This window comes from Pseudomonas sp. LPB0260 (assembly GCF_013388395.1).
Genome location: NZ_CP058247.1, coordinates 190,827 through 205,680, shown reverse-complemented (window position 1 = coordinate 205,680; position 14,854 = coordinate 190,827). Strand labels below are relative to the sequence as shown.

General features: G+C 67.5%; 14 protein-coding genes. 2 read left to right on the top strand and 12 right to left on the bottom strand.

All coding sequences use genetic code 11. The features are described 5' to 3' along the window. Positions 1 to 636: 636 nt before the first annotated feature. Positions 637 to 3,315, top strand: a complete 2,679-nt coding sequence (locus tag LPB260_RS00895) for an HAD-IC family P-type ATPase (protein WP_208706779.1) — start codon at positions 637 to 639, stop codon at positions 3,313 to 3,315. Between the two features lie 14 nt (positions 3,316 to 3,329). On the opposite strand, the gene LPB260_RS00890 is transcribed toward LPB260_RS00895, so the two are convergent. The 4 genes from LPB260_RS00890 to selD all read right to left on the bottom strand — a co-directional run bounded on the left by LPB260_RS00890 (position 3,330) and on the right by selD (position 6,432). Further along, positions 3,330 to 3,938, bottom strand: a complete 609-nt coding sequence (locus tag LPB260_RS00890) for a flavin reductase family protein (protein WP_208706778.1) — start codon at positions 3,936 to 3,938, stop codon at positions 3,330 to 3,332. Beyond that, positions 3,938 to 4,216, bottom strand: coding sequence for a hypothetical protein (locus LPB260_RS00885; RefSeq protein ID WP_208706777.1), 279 nt, complete (start codon positions 4,214 to 4,216; stop codon positions 3,938 to 3,940). The genes LPB260_RS00890 and LPB260_RS00885 overlap by 1 nt, the downstream gene beginning before the upstream one ends. A gap of 81 nt (positions 4,217 to 4,297) precedes the next feature. Beyond that, the gene (gene mnmH / locus LPB260_RS00880; protein ID WP_208706776.1) at positions 4,298 to 5,398 is read right to left on the bottom strand and encodes a tRNA 2-selenouridine(34) synthase MnmH; all 1,101 of its coding nucleotides are present in this window, start codon (positions 5,396 to 5,398) and stop codon (positions 4,298 to 4,300) included. After that, entirely contained in the window at positions 5,398 to 6,432 is a 1,035-nt protein-coding gene (selD, locus tag LPB260_RS00875; RefSeq protein WP_208706775.1) for a selenide, water dikinase SelD, read from the bottom strand. Before selD ends, mnmH begins: the two co-directional genes overlap by 1 nt. 110 nt (positions 6,433 to 6,542) lie before the next feature. Here selD and LPB260_RS00870 point away from each other — a divergent pair, with 110 nt between their 5' ends. Further along, complete coding sequence (locus LPB260_RS00870; RefSeq protein WP_208706774.1) at positions 6,543 to 7,565, top strand: patatin-like phospholipase family protein; 1,023 nt, start codon at positions 6,543 to 6,545, stop codon at positions 7,563 to 7,565. Positions 7,566 to 7,613: 48 nt separating this feature from the next. Here the strand turns inward: LPB260_RS00870 and LPB260_RS00865 are convergent, their stop codons facing one another. From LPB260_RS00865 to LPB260_RS00830, 8 genes are all read right to left on the bottom strand, one after another. Beyond that, complete coding sequence (locus tag LPB260_RS00865; RefSeq protein WP_208706773.1) at positions 7,614 to 8,687, bottom strand: AI-2E family transporter; 1,074 nt, start codon at positions 8,685 to 8,687, stop codon at positions 7,614 to 7,616. Between the two features lie 126 nt (positions 8,688 to 8,813). Next, a complete protein-coding gene (locus LPB260_RS00860; RefSeq protein WP_208706772.1) occupies positions 8,814 to 9,617 on the bottom strand; it encodes a DUF4892 domain-containing protein in 804 nt (267 codons plus the stop codon). Between the two features lie 8 nt (positions 9,618 to 9,625). Beyond that, positions 9,626 to 10,288: a glutathione S-transferase family protein gene (locus LPB260_RS00855; protein ID WP_208706771.1), complete on the bottom strand. Its 663-nt coding sequence runs from the start codon at positions 10,286 to 10,288 to the stop codon at positions 9,626 to 9,628. A gap of 51 nt (positions 10,289 to 10,339) precedes the next feature. Further along, positions 10,340 to 11,203, bottom strand: coding sequence for an alpha/beta fold hydrolase (locus LPB260_RS00850; protein ID WP_208706770.1), 864 nt, complete (start codon positions 11,201 to 11,203; stop codon positions 10,340 to 10,342). After that, positions 11,200 to 12,009: an alpha/beta fold hydrolase gene (locus LPB260_RS00845; RefSeq protein ID WP_208706769.1), complete on the bottom strand. Its 810-nt coding sequence runs from the start codon at positions 12,007 to 12,009 to the stop codon at positions 11,200 to 11,202. Before LPB260_RS00845 ends, LPB260_RS00850 begins: the two co-directional genes overlap by 4 nt. Positions 12,010 to 12,245: 236 nt before the next feature. Next, the gene (locus LPB260_RS00840; protein WP_208706768.1) at positions 12,246 to 13,913 is read right to left on the bottom strand and encodes an AMP-binding protein; all 1,668 of its coding nucleotides are present in this window, start codon (positions 13,911 to 13,913) and stop codon (positions 12,246 to 12,248) included. A gap of 111 nt (positions 13,914 to 14,024) precedes the next feature. After that, on the bottom strand, positions 14,025 to 14,489 hold the full coding sequence (gene sixA / locus LPB260_RS00835; protein ID WP_208706767.1) for a phosphohistidine phosphatase SixA: 465 nt from the start codon (positions 14,487 to 14,489) through the stop codon (positions 14,025 to 14,027). Between the two features lie 10 nt (positions 14,490 to 14,499). Next, entirely contained in the window at positions 14,500 to 14,847 is a 348-nt protein-coding gene (locus LPB260_RS00830; protein ID WP_208706766.1) for a DUF4389 domain-containing protein, read from the bottom strand. Between the last annotated feature and the right edge of the window lie 7 nt (positions 14,848 to 14,854).

Sequence of the window (14,854 nt, the reverse complement as noted above, 5' to 3'; positions counted from 1 at the left end):
CGCCGATGGCGCCGTCGGCCTCTGCCAGCAGCTGGCGCTCCTCCAACGGCAGCTCGGGCTGCAGGGCCGTACTGCTGGCGAGGATCGCCTGGGCCTGCTCATGCAGGCGCGTGGCGTGCTGCACATCGCCGGTCAGGGCGAATTGCTGTTCGCTGCGACGCATGCGCTGCACTTCGGTGCCGATGGTGCTCATGCGCTCGAGCAGATCCGAGCGCATCGAGACATCGCGCAGCGCGGAGAACCCGGTCGCCGCGACCAACAGGGTGAGCGAGAGCACCACGCCGAAGCCCAGGGCCAGTTTCTTCGCCGTGCTCAGACTGGCAACGCGCCGCTGCAGGGCAGTCCACATAGTTTTCCCCTTCTTTCCAACAGGATGACGGTTTAACGATCTCGGGTCGTTTGGCTCTGTGTCGGCAACATAGGAGCAAGCATTAGCGACAACAAGCAGTGCTCTTCAACCCCGGTCGCTTTTGTTATGCCCTGGTCGCTTTGCGTACCGCTGTTCGATTGACGCGGCGCCCGTCGGCAGGCCACCGAAGATACGCCGGAATGCGCGGAATGCGGCGGGCCTTGATCCAGGCCAAGGCTTGCCGTCGCACGACGGCCTAGGCTTAAGGGCACGATCAGGAGATTGCCATGACGCCATCGCGCGACCGGGACTGGCACGCACGCCCGACAGAGTACAGCCTGCAGCAACTGGAGGTCGGCGACGACGGGCTCAGTGCCGCCGAGGCGCAACGGCGGCTGGACGCCAATGGCCCCAACAGCCTTCCCGAGCCGGCCCTGGACGGGCCACTGAAGCGCCTGGCCATGCAGTTCCACAACCTGCTGATCTATGTGCTGCTGCTGGCCGCGCTGCTGACCCTGGTGATCGGCGAATGGCTCGACAGCGCGGTGATCTTCGCCGTGGTGCTGGTCAACGCAATCGTCGGCTTCATCCAGGAAGGCAAGGCGCAGCAGGCCATGCGGGCGATTTCCGCACTGGTCAGCCTGCAGAGCCGCGTGCGCCGCGACGGGGTGATGCAACAGCTGCCGGCGGCGCAACTGGTCGCCGGCGATCTGGTGCTGCTGGAGGCGGGCGACCGCGTGCCGGCCGACTTGCGCCTGCTGGCGGCGCGCGACCTGCGCATCGATGAAGCGGCGCTGACCGGTGAATCCGTGCCGACGCACAAGCAGATCGAAGCGGTCAAGCCAGACGCCAGCCTGGGCGACAGGCGCTGCATGGCCTATTCCGGCACGCTGGTCATCGCCGGCAACGGCTGCGGCGTGGTGGTGGCGACCGCCGGGCGCACCGAACTGGGCAAGATCAGCCGCATGCTCGGCGCGGTCATCAGGCTGCAGACGCCCTTGCTGGCCGACATGGCGCGCTTCGCCCGGCACCTGACCCTGCTCATCCTCCTGCTGGCGCTCGTCACCTTCGCCTTCGGCGTTCAACTGCACGGCTACAGCCCCAGAGACATGCTGATGGCCGCGGTCGGCCTGGCGGTGGCGGCCATCCCGGAGGGCCTGCCCGCGGTGCTGACGATCATCCTGGCCCTCGGCATGCGACGCATGGCCGGACGCCAGGCCATCATTCGCCACCTGCCGGCGGTGGAGAGTCTCGGCTCGGTGAGCGTGATCTGCTCGGACAAGACCGGCACCCTGACCCGCAACGAAATGACCGTGCAGCAGGTATTCACCAGCAGCCACCACTATCGCGTCGGCGGCCTCGGCTACGCCCCCGAGGGCAGCGTCCGGGTCGACGGCAACGGCCAGGCAGCGGATAGCGCCGACCTGCGCGAGCTGGCGCGCGCCGGCCTGCTGGCCAATGACGCCAGCCTCGCTCTGCGCGAGCACAGCTGGCAGATCAGCGGCGACCCGACCGAGGCGGCCTTGCTGACCCTGGCCGGCAAGCTGGGCCTGCAGCGTGACGAGGAACTGGGCAACCTGCCGCGGGCCGACATGATCCCCTTCAACAGCGAGCGACGCTGCACCGCCAGCCTGCACCATGACCATGGCGGGCACGGGCTGATCTACCTGGTGGGAGCGCCGGAACGCCTGCTGGAAGTGTGCAACCGACAGTGGCTCGAGGGTCGCGACCAACCCCTGGACCAGCGCCACTGGCACGCGGTACTCGAACAAGGCGCAGGCGAAGGGCTGCGCATGCTTGGCCTGGCCCTGCGTACCCTGCCGGGCCCCCAGCAGGAACTGACCTATGCGGACCTGGAAGGCGATTTCATCCTGCTGGGCCTGGTCGGCATGCTCGATCCGCCCCGCGAGGAGGCCATCGAGGCCGTCGCCGAATGCCGGCGCGCCGGCATCGCGGTGAAGATGATCACCGGTGACCATGCCGGCACCGCCCGCGCCATCGCCGAGAAACTCGGCCTGGGCGGCGGCGCCCCGCTGACCGGTGCCGAACTCGATCGCTTGAGCGATGCCGAACTGGACGCACGACTGGCGCAGACCACGGTGTTCGCCCGTACCAGCCCGGCACACAAGCTGCGCCTGGTGCAGCGCCTGCAAGCCGGTGGGGCGCGGGTGGCGATGACCGGCGACGGGGTCAATGACGCGCCCGCGCTCAAGCGCGCCGATATCGGCGTGGCCATGGGCATCAAGGGCACCGAGGCGGCCAAGGAAGCCGCGCAGATGGTGCTGGCCGATGACAACTTCGCCACCATCACCCACGCCATCGAGGAAGGTCGCACCGTTTACGACAACCTGAAGAAGACCATCCTGTTCATCCTGCCCACCAACGGCGGCGAGGCCCTGGTGCTGCTCAGCGCCATCGCCATGGGCCTGACCCTGCCCATCACGCCCTTGCAGATCCTCTGGGTCAACATGATCACCGCCGTCACCCTGGCCCTGGCGCTGGCCTTCGAGCCGGCCGAGGAGGACCTGATGCGGCGTGCGCCGCGGGACCCGCGCGCGCCCCTGCTGAGTCGTCGGCTGCTCTGGCGGGTACTGTTCATCGCCCTGTTGATGACTTTCGCCTGCCTGGGCCTGTTCTTCAGCGCCGGGCAGCTGGGTCTGGGCCTCGAGGCCAGCCGTACCCTGGCGGTCAACGGCCTGGTGGCCTGCGAGATCGGCTATCTGTTCAGCAGCCGCCGACTGCTGGGCCCGCCGCGCTTCGGCCTGCGAGACAACCCGATGATCTGGAGCATGGTGCTGCTGCTGATCGGCCTGCAGCTGGCCTTCACCTACTGGTCCGGCCTGCAACAGCTGTTCGCCACTGCGGCGCTGCCGCCGCTGGCCTGGGCCGCCTGTCTGCTGGTGGCGATGCTGGTCTGCGGGTTGGTCGAACTGGAAAAGAAGCTGCTGCGCCGGCTCGCCAACTGAGCCGATGCAAACGTTCAGGAAGGGCGCTGCAGCTCGAACAACTCGCGCGTGCGGGTGTAGGACGCGCCGCCGAGGCGGCCGACCAGGTCCAGCTTGCCCGCATCCACCCGCCCCTGGCTGTTGAGCACGGCGTCATCGACGTGCGCCAGCAACACCCGGGCGAAGACCAGGTGGCAGTTGGGCCGCTCGCGCGGATACGGCATGGCCTCGGCCAGGGCGCATTCGAAGGTCACCACCGCGCCGGCCACCCGCGGCGGCCTGACCTTCAGCGAAGGCTCGCTGGCGATGCCGCAATGCTCGAACTCGCTGACCCCGTGGGCCAGCATCGCCGCGCTGGCGTTCATCGCCTCGGCCTGGGCGAAGGACACCAGCTGGATGACCAGCTCGCCGGTGGCCTGCACGTTGCGCAGGGTGTCCTTCAGGCTGCCGTCGTCACGACTGCCGACGTTGACCATCAGGGTCGGCGGCTGGTCGCTGATCACCTGGAAGAAACTGAAGGGGGCCAGGTTGCTGACGCCCTCGGCGGACAGGCTGGAGACCCAGGCGATCGGCCGTGGCGTCACGGTCGAGGCCAGCCAGCGGTAGGCCTCCAGCGGCGTCAGGTCGGCGAAATCGATGAGCATCAGCGTCCCGCCCGCGACTCGCGGATATAGAAGCGCGCCCGTTCCGACTTGCTGGTACAGCCTTCGTAGGCCTCGAACTGCTGCTGGGTCTTGGCCGCGGTCAGCAGCGACAGGGCCTTGGAGTAACTGACGGTCCCGGCAAAGCCTTCGGCCTTGGCCAGGTCCAGCTCACGCCAGGCGGCGTCCAGCTGACTGGCGCAGCTGTCGCGATAGGCGGTCTTGCCGGCGCAACCGGCCAGTACCAGGGCAATCATCGGTAAACAGATCCAGGCTTTCATTTCGCAGACTCCCTTAGACGAAAACGATCACGACGCAATTGATTCGATTATGACGGCAAGCTGCGGCAAAAGTGCCCTGCCCTACGGATTGGCCCGTTGCCGCAGATACTCCAGCACCGCCGCCTGCTCGCCGACGAACTCGATGCGCCCGGCCTTGTTTTCACGCTGGTATGCATACATCGGGTCGTAGTACTCCACCAGCAGCGCCTCGATCCAGCCACGGTGCAGGTCGACCGCGCCACTGCGCTGCTGCTCCACCAGGGCCTGATCCATGATCGCCGCCAGACGCTGGTAACGCTCGCCGCCCAGACGCTTGAGGATATTCGCCAGGCTCTGCTGCAGGCGCTCGGCGAAGGCCGTGAAGCCGGCCTCAGGGCCTAACTGGGCGACGAACTCGGCGCACAGGTCGGTCACGTAGTCCTTGAGGATGCGTTCGGTACGCCCGGCCAGGCTGTCCTCCAGCCACACCAGCGGAAAGTCCTGCATGCCCTGGTACAGCTCCAGCGGCAGCGAGCAACGGCCGATCAGCCGTCCCTCGTCCTCGAGGACGAACTGCTGCCGGCCCGCCGCGCGCTTGCGCAGGATGTCGATGGCCAGCGCGTTCTCGAAATCGATCTGCCCCGGCTGCCCGGTGGCGCGCTTGCCGAAACTTGAGCCCCGGTGGTTGGCGTGGCCTTCCAGATCGAGGCTGTTGTCCAGCTGGGCGATCACCTCGGTCTTGCCGGTGCCGGTCATGCCGCCGACCAGGACGAACTGGCACTCGGCCAGCGCCTGTTCGGTGGTACCGATGAGAAAACTGCGCATCGCCTTGTAGCCGCCGATTACCCGCGGGTAGTCGATGCCCGCCTCGCTCTTGAGCCATTGCTGGACGATCTGCGAGCGCAGGCCGCCACGAAAGCAGTACAGATAGCCGTTCGGATTGGCCGTGGCGAAGGCCGCCCAGGCGGCGACGCGCTCGGCCTTGAGCGAGCCGCTGACCAGCTGGTGGCCCAGTTCGATGGCCGCATTCTGGCCCTGCTGCTTGTAGCAGGTACCGACCTTCTGCCGCTCGACATCGTCCATCAGCGGCAGATTGACCACCCCGGGGAACGCGCCCTTGGCGAACTCCACCGGCGCCCGGGCGTCCATCATCGGCGTCCCATCGAGAAACAGCTGGCGATAGTCGCTGGTATTGTCACGCATCACAGCACCTCGACCGCGTGCTGCTGGCGCTCGAGCAACTCGCCGATCGGCTCCAGCGCCAGGCCCAGCTCTGCGGCGACCGCGCGAAACTCCGCCTCGCCCTCGGGCGTGACCGCGATCAGCAGGCCGCCACTGGTCTGCGGGTCGCACAGCAGCAGTTTGTGCGGCTCGGCCATCGGCGCGATCTTGTCGCCGTAGCTGTCGAAGTTGCGCAGGGTGCCGCCGGGCACGCAGCCTTGCTCCAGGTAGTAGTCGACGCCCTCCAGGCGCGGCACCTTGGCGAACTCGATGCGCGCGGTCAGGCCACTGCCGTCGGCCATCTCGACCAGGTGGCCGAGCAGGCCAAAGCCGGTGACGTCGGTCATGGCGCTGACGCCGACGAGCTTGCCGAACCGGCTGCCTGGCTTGTTCAGGGTGCACATCCAGTCGCGCGCCAGGCCGACGTCCTCGGCGCGCAGCTTGGCCTTCTTCTCCGCCGTGGTGAGGATGCCGATGCCCAGCGGCTTGCTCAGGTACAACTTGCAGCCGGCGCGGGCGGTGTCGTTGCGCTTCATGTGCGCCTTCTGCACCAGGCCGGTGACCGCCAGGCCGAAGATCGGCTCCGGCGCATCGATCGAATGGCCGCCGGCCAGGGGGATGCCCGCCTCGTCGCACACCGCGCGCCCGCCGCGGATCACCTCACGGGCCACTTCCGGGGCCAGCACGTTGACCGGCCAGCCGAGGATGGCGATGGCCATCAGCGGGTCGCCGCCCATGGCATAGATGTCGCTGATCGCGTTGGTCGCGGCGATCCGGCCGAAATCATAGGGATCGTCGACGATCGGCATGAAGAAGTCGGTGGTGGAGACCACGCCGCGCTCCTCGTCGATGGCGTACACCGCGGCATCGTCACGCGAGGCATTGCCGACCCAGAGGCGCGGATCGAGGTTCTGCGCGCCGCTGCCGGCGAGTATCACTTCCAGGACCTTGGGGGAAATCTTGCAGCCGCAGCCGGCACCGTGGCTGTACTGGGTCAAACGAATGGGCGCGCTCATCACATCTCACTAATCGGGTCGACAGGCGGCGGCATTCTAGCAAATGCCACCTTGGCGGCGACGATTGGCGCGAGTATGTTGATAAAACAAAGCGTTACGGGGGGAGCGAGATGACTAAGCGAGTAGCGCTGGTGTTGGGGGCCGGTGGTGCGCGGGGTTACGCGCACATCGGGGTGATCGAGGAACTGGAAGCGCGCGGCTACGAGATCGCCTGCATCGCCGGCTGCTCCATGGGCGCCGTGGTCGGCGGCATCTACGCGGCCGGCAAGCTCAAGGAATATCGCGAATGGACCCAGAGCCTGGACTACCTGGACGTGCTGCGCCTGCTCGATGTCAGCTTCCGCCTCGGCGCGATTCGCGGCGAAAGGGTCTTCGGCCAGATCCGGGATATCGTCGGCGAGATCAATATCGAGGAATTGCCGATCCCCTTCACCGCGGTGGCCACCGACCTGACCAATCAGCAGGAGATCTGGTTCCAGGAGGGCTGCCTGCACCAGGCTATGCGTGCCTCGGCGGCGATTCCCAGCCTCTTCACTCCGGTGGTCCAGGGCAAGCGCATGCTGGTCGACGGCGGCCTGCTCAACCCGCTGCCGATCGTGCCGGTGGTGTCCAGCCATTGCGACCTGATCGTCGCGGTCAACCTCAACTCGACCAACCAGAAGCACTACGAACTGCCGGTCATCGAACGGCCACTGGCGCTCAAGGGCCGCTTCGACCAGATGATGACCTCGCTGGGCTCACGCCTGCCCTCCTTCCGCCGCAAGGATGGCGAGGACGGCGATGAGCTGCTGCTGCTGGACGACCCGCAGAGCGCCGCGGCCGTCAGTCCGGACGCGCCCCGGAAACCCGCCGAAGAGCCGGAAAGCGCCGCCGCGACCAAGTCCGCCAGCGGCTCGCGGGTCGCCGACATGAGCGGACCGGCGTCCCTGCTGGAGTTGATCAACCAGAGTTTCGAGGTGATGCAGACCTCCCTGGCGCAGTACAAGATCGCCGGCTACCCGCCGGACATCCTGATCAACGTACCCCGCCGCGCCTGCCGCTTCTTCGAGTTCTACAAGGCCCCGGAGCTGGTCATGCTCGGGCAGATGATCGCCCGCGAGGCGCTGGACAAGTACGAACGCGGCGACAACTGAGGGCGCGGCGCACCGTCGAACGGATGCGCCGCGCGCCATGCACTGGCGCTAGAGGTTGAGACCGGCCGGCGGCCCCTCGCCAGGCGGCGGCGCCTTGTTCGCCACCCAGTCGCTGAGCAGGCTGTAGGCCACGGCCAGCACCGTCGGGCCGAGAAACAGGCCCATGAAGCCGAAGGCGAGGATGCCGCCGAACACGCCCAGCAGCACCACCACCAGCGGCAGATTGCCGCCGCGGCTGATCAGGTAGGGTTTGAGGATATTGTCCACGCCGCTGATCACGAAGAAGCCCCAGATGCCGAGGAAAATCGCGAAACCATAGTCGCCCTGGCTGGCCAGCCAGGCCGTTGCGGGCACCCAGACCAGCGGCGGGCCCATCGGGATCAGGCTGAGGACGAAGGTGACGATGCCCAGCAGCAGCGCCCCGGGCACGCCGGCGATGTAGAAGCCGATCATCGCCAGCAGGCTCTGGGCGGCCGCGGTGCCGATGACCCCGTTGACCACCCGCTGCACCGTTCCCGCGACCAGCTCCAGGTAGTGATCCGCGCGCACACCGATCAGGCGGTCGAGCAGGCTGTGGACGAAGGCCGCCAGGCGCGGGCCATCGCGGTAGAAGAAGAACACCAGCAGCAGGCTCAGGGCCAGCTCCAGCACGCCAGCGCCGATCTGCGCGCTGCGCGCCAGCAGCCAGTTGCCGACCTGGCCGAGGTAAGGCCGCAGGGTGGCGAAGAACGCCGAGCCCTGCTGATCGACGGTCTGCCAGGCCGACAGCAGCGCCTCCCCCACCAGCGGCAAGCCGCCCAGCCAGCCGGGAGGCGGCGGCAGGCCTTCGACCTGCAGCCCCTTGATCAGGGCGGTGGCGTCACGCACGTGGTCGGCCAGGTTGAAACCCAGCAGTATCAGAGGCACGGCCACCAGGACCACCCAGCCGAACGTCAGCAAGCCGGCCGCCGCGGCCTGCCGGCCTTTCAGCCAGTGGGTCAGCAGGCGCATCAGCGGCCAACTGGCAAAGGCCAGCACCGCCGCCCAGAACAGCGCCGACCAGAACGGGGCGAGCACCCACAGGCTGGCGCCGAGAAGCCCGAGGAGCAGGATCTGCACCAGCAGGCGGTCGTTATTGAGCATTCGCGAGGCTCCGCAAGCAATCGAAGGACGCCGCCCGACGCGGGCCTAGGCAGCGCTGGACGGCTAAAGGAGAGAGCATGCCGGCAGGCTCGGGCGCCGGCAAGCCGGCGCGCTCAAGCCTGCGCCCTAGCGCAGCACGGTGATGCGCAGCCCGGGCACCTCGCCGTCGCCGAGTTCCAGGCGCGCCGCGCGCACCCGCTGCTCGACCAGGGCCTCGCGCCAGGCTTCGGCCTGGGCGCCGCTCAGGCTGACCCGCAAGGTGCTGTCGAGGTTGAGGCTGCGCGCCAGCAGACGGGACCAGGCCGGGCTCGGCTCGGCCTGCCGGGCCAGGCGCAGCTCGCCGCTGCTGCGCAACTGACGCAACAGGGTCGCGGGGGTTGGGAGCACCTCGGCCAGCCCTGCATCCGCGCTCAGCAACTCGGCGTGCAGGTAGGCACGGCGATTGCCCCGAGTAATGCTGTAGAGCGCGACAAGACTGTCCTGACGCGGTTCGGCCAGGCGCATCAGCACATAGGCCTGCTGATCGTCGGAGCCATACAGCTTGGCGCGACCGAACACCGCATTGGCCCAGAGGTTGCTCGCACCGCACTCGCGCCCCTGGCACCAGTAGAGCAATTCGGCGTCCTGAGCCTGCAGGGCTTCACGGGCGGCGGTGAACACCTCGTCGGCGGTATGGGTGCGGGGCAGCTCGTAGGTCACCGAGGTGAGCTGGCCCTTGGCCTGTACCTCCTGCTCGTAGCGCAACTTGCCACTGATGCGACGGATTGCCCCTTGCGGGTAGACCCGTTCCTCCTCGCCGGTCTCGGCGAAGGCGACGATCCGCGCGCCGGGAAAGCGCGGCAGGACCTCCAGATCACGACTGCCGGGCGGATCTGCCGCCCAAGCCGGCATGCTGACCAAGAGCGCGGCGAGCAAACTGAGACTGCGCATGGCCGCCCTCATCGGATCAGCATCGACTGGGCGGATTTCACGGTGGCGGCCTCATCGAGGTCGCGGCGCGGCACCAGCAGGCCGCGCTGCACCGCCGGCCGGTTTTCCAGCGCCGTGAGCCAGCGCTGCAGGTGGGGCAGGCCTTCGACCGATACCCCCGACCACTCATGGCTACGCACCCAGGGAAAGCTGGCGATGTCGGCGATGCTGTAGTCGCCGGCCAAGAACTCGGCCTCGCCCAGGCGGCCATCGAGCACCTCGTAGAGTCGCCGGGTCTCGTGTTGATAGCGGTCGATGGCGCCTCGCAGCTTCTCAGGAAAATAACGGAAGAACACGTTCGCCTGCCCTTGCATCGGGCCGATGCCGCCCATCTGGAACATCAGCCACTGCAGTACGACGGAGCGTCCCTTGGCGTCCTGGGGTAGCAGCTGTCCGCTGCGCTCGGCCAGGTAGACGAGGATCGCCCCGGACTCGAATACGGCGAAATCGTCATTGCCACGGTCGACGATGGCCGGGATGCGGCCATTGGGGTTGATCTTGAGAAACTCGGGGGCTTTCTGTTCCCGCTTGTCGAAACTCAGTGTGTGCACACTGTAGGGCAGCTGCAGCTCCTCCAGGGCGATGGACACTTTGTGGCCATTGGGGGTGGCAGCGGTGTAAAGGTCGATCATGCGAATCTCCATGGCAATCGGCCACACCTTTCCCCAGTTGCCTTCGGCAAGTCAAGGCGAGCGCAAGAATCCTTTGAAACAGTCTGCTACGAGGGCTGCGCCCTCCTCGTCATCCAGGTGCAAGTGATGTCCACCCGGCAACCGGCTCAGGGTGATGGGCCGTTCGCCCAGCAGCTCGGCGAGCTGCGGATGTGCCGCCAACAGGCCCTGCTCCGCCAGCACCAGATTGACCGGGCACTGCAGGCGCTGGATGAACGCCATGACGTGGGCTCGAGTCAGGCGCAGCGGCGAGGGCAAGGTCAGGCGGCTATCGGTACGCCAAGTATAGCCACCGGGCACCGGCATCAAGCCACGTTGCGCCAGCAGCTCGGCGGCCTCACGACTGACCGCGCCCACCCCGCGCATGCGCGCCTCCACCGCGCGGGAGAACTCGGCATAGACCGGCTTGCGCTTTCCGGTCAGGGCCATCTGCGCCTTGAGCGCCTCTCCCAGGCGCTGGGGCGCGTCCTCGGCCTCGCCGGTGTAGGGAATCAGGCCGTCGATCAAGGCCAGACGCTCGACCCGCTCCGGCAATGCACCAGCCAGCAGCACCGAGACGATCGCCCCCATGGAGTGGCCGAGCAGGGAGAAGCGCTGCCAGCCGAACTGCTCGGCAACCTCCAGGACATCCTGCACGTAGTCCCAGATCGCGTAGCTGGCGCCTGCGGGACGATGATCGGAGTGGCCGTGCCCGGCGAAGTCCAGGGCGACGATGCGCAGCCCCGACAGTTTGGGCGCCAGGCGGGCAAAGCTGGCGGCGTTGTCCAACCAGCCATGCAGGGCGATGACCGGCAGACCGTCCGCGGGGCCGTACAGGTGCGCGGCGAGTTCGATATGCGGCAGGCGCAGGCGCACTTCCTCGAATGCCGGGCTCATGCCGACTGCTCCCGGCAAGTCTCGCCGGCCCAGCGTGCGAACAGTGACCTGAGCAACGCTGCTGTCTCCTGGGGGCGCTCCAGGGGAAACATATGCCCGCCGGGCAGGGTCAGTTGCTCGCCCTTTGGCATCCGCCGCACCAGCCGCGCGTGATGCGGCAGCACTACGCGACTGTGACGGCCGCGCACCATCGCCAGCGGTACCTGCATCTGCTGCGCTCGCCCAGGGCTGGTGTGCGGCACGCTGCGATAGATGCTGATCTCGGTGGCTGGATCGAAGCGCAGGCGCAGCTTGTCGCCGTTGCCGTGCAGGCCATGGCGCACATAGGCATCCAGGCATTCCGGATCGAAGCTGCGAAACAGCGACTTTCCGGCGAAGTAGCCGCGCGCCTCGTCGAGGTCGGCGAACTCTTCGCGGCGCCCCAGGGTTCGTCCGGCCGGGGTGATGCGATCGATGAAGCCGAAGCGCTTGGCCGCGCGAATGACGACCTGGTCGGCGCGAGTCAGCAACGGCGAATCGAGCATCACCACCCCGCGATAGAGATCCGGACGCTGCAGCGCGGCGTGGTAATGCAGCACCCCGCCGAGCGAATGGCCCACGCCCCAGGCCGGCGAACCGCTCGCCTCGAGGTGATGGATCAACTCGTCGACCAGGTTGCTCCAGTTGTCATTGACCGGGAAGCGTGGGTCATGCCCGTGCTGCTCCAGGTGCCGGACCTCGTAGTCCGGCGCGAGTGCGGCGAACAGCTTGCCGTAGGTGGCCGAAGGGAAACCGTTGGCATGGGCGAAGAATACGGGTTGGGGCATGGCGGCAGGCTTCTGCAGGTAGACGGGGAAATTGTCCGGCAGCGCGGCGGTAACGGCAACGACAAATCAGCCAGTGAACGGCGACACTCCGGTCAAACTTCAAGGGAGGCCGGCCACCGCGCTCGGCGACAGCGCCCTCCCCGCGCCGGCGCGTGCTCAATTGTTCACCACAGGGAACTGAAGCGCGCCCGGGACGAACCCTGCGGACGCTTCCGGCGCTACCTGCCGGGTGTGCCTCACTGCTGCCACACTACCCGCTCGTCGCGCCCACCCCACTCGACAAATTGCGTCGCATAGGCGCCCTCGACGGCGCCGCGCTTTATCTTCAAGGTCGGCGTGAGAAAGCCGTTGTCCACGGACCAGGCGTCCTTGACCAGCACCAGTCCCTGCAGCCGCTCATGCTGGTCGAGGCTGCCATTGACCTCCTCGAGCAGCGCCTGGAGGCTGTTCTCCAGGGTGCCCCTGGCGCCGTTGGCCGCCTCCTGGCGGCCAGCCTCGGAGAGCACGCACAGGGCCAACGGCTGGGGCAGGCCATCGCCCACCACGCACACCTGCTCGATGCGCGAGTGCACGGCCAGGCGGTTCTCGATGGGCGCCGGGGCGACGTACTTACCCTTGCTGGTCTTGAAGATCTCCTTGATCCGCCCGGTCAGGCGCAGGTTGCCGTACGCATCCTGCTCGCCCTTGTCGCCGGTGCGCAGAAAACCGTCGGCAGTCAGCACCTCGGCGGTCTTCTCCGGCTCCTTGTAATAGCCCTGCATGGTGGCGCCGCTGCGCACCTGCACTTCACCCTCCGCGGCCACGCGCACCTCGACACCGGGGTTGCTCTGGCCGATCCAGCCTGCGCGGTAGCAGCCGGGGCGACAGACATGGGAATAGCCGCAGTTTTCGGTCATGCCATAGACTTCCAGGACCTCCAGCCCCAGGCGCTGGTACCAGGCGAGCAAGGCCTCGGGCACCGGCGCGGCGCCGGACAGCGCGTAGCGCACCGCATCCAGCCCGAGCCCCGCGCGCACCTTGCGGCCGACCATAGGACCGATCAGCGGCAGCTTCAGCAGCAGATCGAGCCGTTTCGCCGAGGTCCTGTTGAAGACCCCCATCTGCAACTTGGTCCAGATGCGCGGCACACCGAATATCACCGTGGGCCGGGCGCGCCGGATATCGACGAGAAAGGTATCCAGGCTCTCTGCGAAATACACCGTCTGCCCGGCATAGAGAGAGGCCAGCTCGACAAACATGCGCTCGGCCACATGACTGAGTGGCAGATAGGACAGCAGCCGGTCCGCCTCGCCGACGGCGAACAGTTCGATCGCGTGGCTGGCGGCGAAACCGAGATTGCCGAAGCTGTGCATCACGCCCTTCGGCGCCCCGGTGGTGCCCGATGTGTAGATGATGGTGGCGAGCCGAGCGGCTGCCGGCTGCGGGTCGTCACGGATCGGCGCGCAACGCTGCAGGTCATCCCACTGGTAGGCGAACTCGCCTTCGGCGTGCAGCGGCAGCGCTACCGTGACCAGCCCCTCCGGCACGCCAGGCGCCATGCCCGGCCAGTCGTCCAGCTTGCCGACGAACAGCAGCGCCGCCTCGGCATGCGCCAGCACCTGGCGCACCGAGTCGGCGGTGAGATTGGGATAGAGCGGCACCGAGACGTGCCCGGCCATCCAGATCGCCAGGTCGCAGACGATCCAGTGCGCGCAGTTCTTCGAGAGGATGGCGATACGACTGCCTTGAGCGAGCTCGCGACTGCGCAGCCAGCTGGCGGCCCGCCGCGCCTGCTCGCCCACCTCCGCCCAGCTCAGCTCCTGCAACCGGCCGCCCGGCAGAGGCTGCACCAGATAGGGCTTGTGCGGATGACGGGCCTCGCGCTGGTAGAACCGCGCGAGGGGCAAGCGGATCGCATCGTCCATGGGGCCACTCCTTCGTTGTTGTTGTGGAGCCAACCAAGCAATTGCTTGGTTGGACTATTCCACGCAAAAACGGGAGTCGCAAGTTAAGAAATGTATCGCCGCGGCGCGCCTTCAGCCGTGCCGCGGGTGCACCAGCGCCAGCAGGCTCATGGTTCCGGCAGCCAGCAGATCGCCGTCCAGCTCGGCCAGGCTGGCGGTGTGCATGGCCAGCGGCTGCTGCCGATGACCGTGGATCATCAACCCCGCCAGTGCGCCGACCAGCGGCTGATGGCTGACCAGCAGCAGTTCGCCGCTCTCGTACCTGTCCAGGCGCCGCAGCACCTCGCGAGGGTCGCTTTCGGGGGTCAGCCACGGCACCGTTTGTACGGGCCCGCCGAACGCCAGCGCTTCGACCACCAGGGCGGCCGTCTGCTGGGCGCGCACGTATGGGCTGACGAGGATCATCGTCAGCGGGCGCGCCTGCAACTGCACCGCCACCTGGGTGACCTCGTCACGGCCACGGGCGGTCAGGGCGCGCTCGGCATCGCTGGCGGCCTGGGGCTGGGCCTCGCCATGGCGCAGCAGCCACAGCCTCATCGGCGCGCGCTCACAGCTTCGGTTCTTCGTCGCGCGCCGGGTGTGGCGCCGGCGGCACCGAATGCGGCGCCTCACCCTGCGGGGCGCGCGGGGTCGGCCAATCGGAGAACGGCCACGGCTTGTCATCGCTGTTGAAGGTGCCGAAGCGGCCGATCTGCGCCAGATACTGGCTGAGGCTGTCGCCGAAGCCGAGCAGGCTGGCACTCGGCGCGCCGTAGAACAGCCGGTAGCCCAGCTGCAGCAGGACCACGGCCCCGAGCACCAGTTCGGCCAGTTGCCAGACAATGGTGAACAACACCATCCAGAGAATCCGCAACAGGATGGACTCGCGCTCCAGCTCTTTACTCTCTTCGCTCATGGCAATC

Excerpts from the sequence above, each read along its gene's own strand:
- LPB260_RS00840 (WP_208706768.1), bottom strand. The coding sequence starts at position 13,913 with ATGGACGATGCGATCCGCTTGCCCCTCGCGCGGTTCTACCAGCGCGAG.
- LPB260_RS00830 (WP_208706766.1), bottom strand. The coding sequence starts at position 14,847 with ATGAGCGAAGAGAGTAAAGAGCTGGAGCGCGAGTCCATCCTGTTGCGG.
- LPB260_RS00885 (WP_208706777.1), bottom strand. The coding sequence starts at position 4,216 with ATGAAAGCCTGGATCTGTTTACCGATGATTGCCCTGGTACTGGCCGGT.
- LPB260_RS00845 (WP_208706769.1), bottom strand. The coding sequence starts at position 12,009 with ATGCCCCAACCCGTATTCTTCGCCCATGCCAACGGTTTCCCTTCGGCC.
- LPB260_RS00850 (WP_208706770.1), bottom strand. The coding sequence starts at position 11,203 with ATGAGCCCGGCATTCGAGGAAGTGCGCCTGCGCCTGCCGCATATCGAA.
- LPB260_RS00865 (WP_208706773.1), bottom strand. The coding sequence starts at position 8,687 with ATGCTCAATAACGACCGCCTGCTGGTGCAGATCCTGCTCCTCGGGCTT.
- LPB260_RS00860 (WP_208706772.1), bottom strand. The coding sequence starts at position 9,617 with ATGCGCAGTCTCAGTTTGCTCGCCGCGCTCTTGGTCAGCATGCCGGCT.
- LPB260_RS00870 (WP_208706774.1), top strand. The coding sequence starts at position 6,543 with ATGACTAAGCGAGTAGCGCTGGTGTTGGGGGCCGGTGGTGCGCGGGGT.
- mnmH (WP_208706776.1), bottom strand. The coding sequence starts at position 5,398 with ATGCGTGACAATACCAGCGACTATCGCCAGCTGTTTCTCGATGGGACG.
- LPB260_RS00855 (WP_208706771.1), bottom strand. The coding sequence starts at position 10,288 with ATGATCGACCTTTACACCGCTGCCACCCCCAATGGCCACAAAGTGTCC.
- sixA (WP_208706767.1), bottom strand. The coding sequence starts at position 14,489 with ATGAGGCTGTGGCTGCTGCGCCATGGCGAGGCCCAGCCCCAGGCCGCC.
- selD (WP_208706775.1), bottom strand. The coding sequence starts at position 6,432 with ATGAGCGCGCCCATTCGTTTGACCCAGTACAGCCACGGTGCCGGCTGC.
- LPB260_RS00895 (WP_208706779.1), top strand. The coding sequence starts at position 637 with ATGACGCCATCGCGCGACCGGGACTGGCACGCACGCCCGACAGAGTAC.
- LPB260_RS00890 (WP_208706778.1), bottom strand. The coding sequence starts at position 3,938 with ATGCTCATCGATTTCGCCGACCTGACGCCGCTGGAGGCCTACCGCTGG.